Origin of the sequence: Ilumatobacter sp. (genome assembly GCF_041688325.1) — a bacterium.
Taxonomy (GTDB): domain Bacteria; phylum Actinomycetota; class Acidimicrobiia; order Acidimicrobiales; family Ilumatobacteraceae; genus Ilumatobacter_A.
Genome location: NZ_JBDNIJ010000260.1, coordinates 1 through 2,253, shown reverse-complemented (window position 1 = coordinate 2,253; position 2,253 = coordinate 1). Strand labels below are relative to the sequence as shown.

General features: G+C 63.0%; 2 protein-coding genes and 1 pseudogene. All 3 read right to left on the bottom strand.

The features are described 5' to 3' along the window. Positions 1-227: 227 nt before the first annotated feature. Positions 228-812 carry a dimethylsulfonioproprionate lyase family protein gene (locus ACH2EI_RS14325; protein WP_395155374.1) on the bottom strand — a complete coding sequence of 195 codons (585 nt, stop codon included), beginning with the start codon at positions 810-812 and terminating at the stop codon, positions 228-230. Between the two features lie 76 nt (positions 813-888). Beyond that, positions 889-1,908, bottom strand: a complete 1,020-nt coding sequence (locus ACH2EI_RS14320) for a methyltransferase domain-containing protein (RefSeq protein ID WP_395160531.1) — start codon at positions 1,906-1,908, stop codon at positions 889-891. A gap of 45 nt (positions 1,909-1,953) precedes the next feature. Further along, positions 1,954-2,253, bottom strand: a pseudogene (locus tag ACH2EI_RS14315) (hypothetical protein); the annotation flags it as partial.

Genomic DNA, 2,253 nt, shown 5'->3' with positions numbered 1-2,253 from the left:
GCCTCAACGGTGGCTCCACCATCACCATCACCGCGCCCGACGTACCCGGCACGTACACCTTCGTGTGCAACATCCACCCGTCGATGACCAGCTCACTCACCGTCGAGGGCTGACGTCCCCACGTCGAAAGGCGATCGAGCAGAACATCGCAGCCTGCTCACGCCAACTCGGAGTCAGGCCATCTTCGAGCCGACAACCGTCGTGGGCAATTCAGGCCTCGCGCACTCTCAATCCCACAGCACGTACAGGGCCAGCAGCGGGTCCGTGCCAGCGTGGGCGCCGTGGAGGGTGCGGGGCTGGTTGTAGACGAGTGCGTCGTCGGCGAGGTAACGGTACGACGGGTCGCCTCCGTACCGCCAACGACCGGCGCCCGAGAGCGAGAGGTACATCTCGTGCGGTGCATGCGCGTGTTCGGGGTAGCTCTGGCCTGATCCGAGCAGCATCAGACCGCAGGTCAGCCCGCCAAGGTCGCGGACGTCGTTGAGCGGTGCGAGGGCCCGCTCTGTTCCGCCGTCGCTCGTTCGATGTGATGGGATCCATGAGATCTCATCGCGGGCTGAGAGAAACAACGGAACCAGCGGCCCCGCCACGAGTTGATCCAGGCACACGGTGACCGGCACGTCCGAGAGTTCGCCCTCGCCCACACCCTCGCCCGCGCGCTGCGACTGCGACTGCGACTGCTTGGCTGCAGCGAGCGCATCGCGAAAAGCATGCGCTCCGGCCTCGAGCGTGACGCGCTCCCGGCCGCCCCGCGCAACCCGGCGATCGATGACGTCGGCACATGCCGCGAGAAACCGGTCGAGCTGGGTCATGCCTCATTCTGACGCAGTTGGAACCGCCAGCCGTCGCTATCGGTCCGGCCAGACCCGGCCAGGTTCGAGAACACGGTCAGAGGACGCGGACATCCCAGGTCGATGGTTCCACGAGCTGGCCGAGCCGAACATCGAGGCCGAGCGTCTCGCCTCGAGCGACCTCTTGGTCGAGGCGCAAGACACGATTGCCCCAGCTGGTGACCGGAGCCAGCGGAGACGTCGACAGCATCGTCTCGTCGTCGAAGTGCGCTTCGAACCAGATGCAGCAGCCATCGACGATTGCGTCCGCCGACGCCGTTCGCTCGACGATGTGTTGGGTCGTCAGCGACTCCAGGGATTCGAGACTGTTCAGGTCAAACTCAAGGATCGGTTGCGGATCACCGACGGTCGATGCAACCGAGTGCGGTCGGAGCCAAAATTGGTTGTTTCGACCGGTGTCGAAGCGGCGAGCAACGGGCGAGTGCTCGCTGGCGCTGAGGTCGATGCCGTCTGGCAGATCAATGTTCCAAAACCGGCGAATCCGCATGTCGTCGTTCATCGAAATAGGTTCGACGAACAGCCGGAACCGCGCCGGCAGAATCCGTCCACCAGGGCGCAACACGCGGTCGCGAAGATCGAGCAAGTTCTCCAACATGTTCTCGTTGAACAGTTCGTCGCCCATCTGTTCGTGGAGCACCACGTCGATCGGTTCGGGTGGAGTGAACTCACGGCTATTCGCCCGAATGAACTCGATATTGGTGAACCCGTTGTGTGCCGCGATCTCCCGTGCGACCTGGATGAAATCGGAATGCTCGACGGCATACACCTTCTTCGCTCCAGCTTTGCTTGCCATGAACGCAAGAAGACCGGTGCCGGTGCCGAGGTCAAGTACGACGTCGCCCGACTGCACATTGCGTTGGATGCCGCGGTGATACGCCTCGACGCGAACCCGGTCGCTCAACATCTCCTCGTGCGCTTCGAGGCCGGCGAAATTACTCCCATTGATCAGGTCGTACACGACGCTCATCATCCGATCGCTCGACGCAACTCGCCCGGCAACAAACTCTGTCGCCGAGCGGACGGCCTTGGTCGCTGCGCGCTGTGCCCGGTTACTCATAAGCCGAGGCTACGCGCCGGTGCTCACCACAGGCACTGAGAGACATCAGTTGATGAAACTCTGGAGCTGACCCCTTCCCGACGCGCCAAGCGATGAGTAGAACAGCGTGAAGGAGCCGCTTTGGCTGACGACGACGTCGATTTGGGCGTCGAGACCGCCGCCACTGTCATCGTCGAATGCGATCTCAAACCCCGACGGGTCGAGGAGCCTGATGAAGGGGTCGGCGGGGCCGTTGCGATCTGCGAAAAGACCGACGATGAGCCGGTCGCCAACCACGAGGTCGAAGAACTGGACATCTTCCGCAGGATTGGCCTGCATGGTGACGAAGGCGTTCAAGGCGAGCGT